The following is a 2,876-nucleotide window of genomic DNA, read 5'->3' on the forward strand; positions in this document are numbered from 1 at the left end:
CCGGCCAGCCCGAGATCGATGGCCTGACACCCGACGACCGGCACGGTCAACGGCACTGCGCTTTTCGTATCGCGATGGAGCCGTAAATGATCATCGCGTTATCGAGACAGTCCCAGGGTGTGCCCGCTTACCCCGGGCACCGCGATGCCGGGCTCACAGGAGGTGAAGCCGACCGTCGGTTCGTGGATGCGCCGCAGTTGGACAGCACTGCCCGATTGCTGGATCCAGCCAACCAAGTGGCGGACGAAGTCCCAGGAACCGATGAAGGTGCACACCGCCATCACGCTCCACCCCAGGCGACGCGGCTTGCCCTCTACGGGTTGCTGGCGTGGAACTCCTGCCAGAGGGTGGCGCTGAGTCGTCCGCGGGCGGGGACCGCGATTCCGCGGGATCTCGCCCAGGAACGCACCTGGGCGGCGGTCACCGTCGTGACGGCTGGGGCGGGGCCGGCAGGCGGGTCGGGGCTCACCGCCGCCGCGGCGTTGACCGGGTGGTCACGGGTTGGCGCGTCGCCGGACCGCGCGGTGATGGTGAAGCCCAGTTGAGCAAGGACTCGGCGGCGCTTGTGGTGCATACGCTCCAGCACCGGGACGGTGCTGTCGAGGTAGTCGTGGACTTCGGCGTCGCGCTTGCGTGCTTCGGTATCCCGCATGATCCGACCGACCTGCTGAATCACCCGGCCCTTGAACGCGATCGGGGTGGCCAGGAACAGCGTGTCGAGCACGGGGACATCGAGTCCCTCACCGGCCACCTTGTCGATGGCGACGACGACGAGCGGGCCGCTGGTGGCGGCGGAGATCTCCTGGCGCACCCGATCGCGTTCCCGGCGGGGCAACCTGCCGTGCAGGAGCCTGGGCGCGACGCCGAGCGCGGTGAGGGCGTCGGCGAGGTGCGCGATGTGCTCGACTCGGTTGGTCAGGACCAGGCTGCTGCGGCCACGTTCGTAGGCGTCGGCGATGTCCGCAACGAGTTGTCGGTTGCGGGTCTGATCGGCGGCGAGTTCGCCGTAGATGGCCTGCATGGAGGCGCCGTCGGTGCCCGGCTCGTGGGTGGTGAAGGGTGTGGGGTGGACGATGAGACGTCGGGGGAAGGTGGGCTGGTCGGTGATCTCATGGCGGATCGGGCCGCACTGCATCGTGATGATCGGGTTCATCCCGTCGGCGCGGTAAGGGGTGGCCGACAGGCCGATCCACCGCTCGGCGGGGACCTGGCGCAGGGCGGCCTCGGCTGCGGGGGCGCCGACCGCGTGGCACTCATCGACGACGACCAGGCCGTAACGGTCCAGAAGACCGGGGGACGCGTCACGGTGGCTGAGGGTCTGCAACATGATCAGGTCCACGATCCCGCCGCGCTGGTCCTTGCCCGCTGCCAGAGACCCCACCGAGATGCCGCCGAGGTCGAGGAAGCCGGCCAGCCGGTCCCGCCACTGATCCAGCAGTTCGGCTCGGTTGACGACAACAGCGGTCGGGAGGCGGTGACGTGCGATCAACGCGCAGGCCATCACGGTCTTGCCCGCCCCGGTCGGCGCGACCAGCACCCCGCAGTCATGCGCGGCCATGGCGTCGATGGCGGCGGCTTGGACAGGGGTGAGCTGACCGGTGAAGGTGACCCTGATCGAGGGCGGACGCGGGCGTGCGGGCTGTGCGGTGAGCGTTCCTCCGGCGGCGGCGATAAGCGCGGCGGCTTCGTCGAACAGGCCTCGAGGCAAGGCGAGCCAGTCAGGGTCGGAGTCGTCGAAGCAGCACACGAGCCTCGGACAGTTGTAGGTGGAGAAGCGCTGATTCTGCCGCCGGTAGAACTCGGAATTGTGAAAGGAGGCGGCGTGCTTGAGCGCCGCAAGCAGGGAGGGCGGTAGCCCGGCGGTGGCGATGCGCAGCATCGGACCCCTGACGGCGTTGACCGTCTCAGGGGCCGTGCCGAGCGCGCCGCGGCGCGGTTTGGCCGGCATCCGAGAGGCGAGGTGGCTCGGGCCGGCTCGCAGCGTGCCCAGGTCGTCGGCGATCTCCTTCACGCGCTGTGGCGTGAGCCGCCGGGTCTGAGACAGGTAGGCGAACTGGTCGGGGTAGGGGATCCAGGTGGCCGGATCGCAGAACAGCGTGGCGCCGGTGGCGTGAGCGGCCCCGTTCAGCGGCAGGGCGATCAGGTTGCCGAAGCGGGCGCCCTTCCTGGAGTTGATGGGCACGAAGTCCTGGGACGGGATGAGGCGGTCGTAGGTGGACAAGGGCATCCCCGCCTGCGTGTCCATCGCCCTGCGCAGCAGAGCCATGCCCAAGGCTCGGGCGCTGCTGGCCGCGACCGGCGCGATGAAAAAGATCCACACGTGCGCGCCCTGCCCTGACCGAGACACCTCGGCCAAGGCGGGAACGCCGGCTTCCGCGCAGGCCCGCACATAGGCCTGCGCGTCATCCTGCCAGCCGCTGCGGCCCGACTTGCCGTCGAAATCGCACACCAACACGCGCGTGGTGTCATCGGGCAACAGCGGATAGAGCCCGACGTGGAGTTCATCGCGCGCGGAGGCGGGACGCCGCAGGTGCCTGTCGATGACGTCATCGGTGAACGGCAAGAACACCCGTGCGCTGTCGGGCTTGTCCTTGTCCCACGGTTTCGCCTCCGCCGGGCTCCAGCCAACCTTGCCATCCCGGCTCACCCATCGCCGGGCGTAGACATCGGTGCGGCCGACGAACAGAGCCCGGAACAACGCGATCCTGTCCTGCGGGGACGAGCCGCCGTCCGCGTACGGCAGCCCGCCCGGCAGCCCGCCCGGCAGCCCGCCCGGCAGCCCGCCCGGCAGCCCGCCCGGCAGCCCGCCCGGCAGCCCGCCCGGCAGCCCGCCCGGCAGCCCGCCCGGCAGCCCGCCCGGCAGCCCGCCCGGCAGC

Annotated in this window: 2 protein-coding genes; one reads left to right on the forward strand and one right to left on the reverse strand. The window is 70.4% G+C overall.

Translation table 11 applies throughout. The features are described from left to right. Positions 1 to 313: 313 nt before the first annotated feature. Positions 314 to 2,698, reverse strand: coding sequence for a TOTE conflict system archaeo-eukaryotic primase domain-containing protein (locus ACTWPW_RS63705; RefSeq protein WP_443174959.1), 2,385 nt, complete (start codon positions 2,696 to 2,698; stop codon positions 314 to 316). Between ACTWPW_RS63705 and ACTWPW_RS63710 the strand changes: the two genes are divergently transcribed. Further along, positions 2,670 to 2,876, forward strand: a 207-nt coding sequence (locus tag ACTWPW_RS63710; RefSeq protein WP_443174960.1) for a hypothetical protein, incomplete at its 3' end; no start/stop codon positions are given. The two genes, ACTWPW_RS63705 and ACTWPW_RS63710, sit on opposite strands and share 29 nt — an antisense overlap.

Origin of the sequence: Nonomuraea sp. KM90 (assembly GCF_052246675.1) — a bacterium.
Taxonomy (GTDB): Bacteria; Actinomycetota; Actinomycetes; order Streptosporangiales; family Streptosporangiaceae; genus Nonomuraea.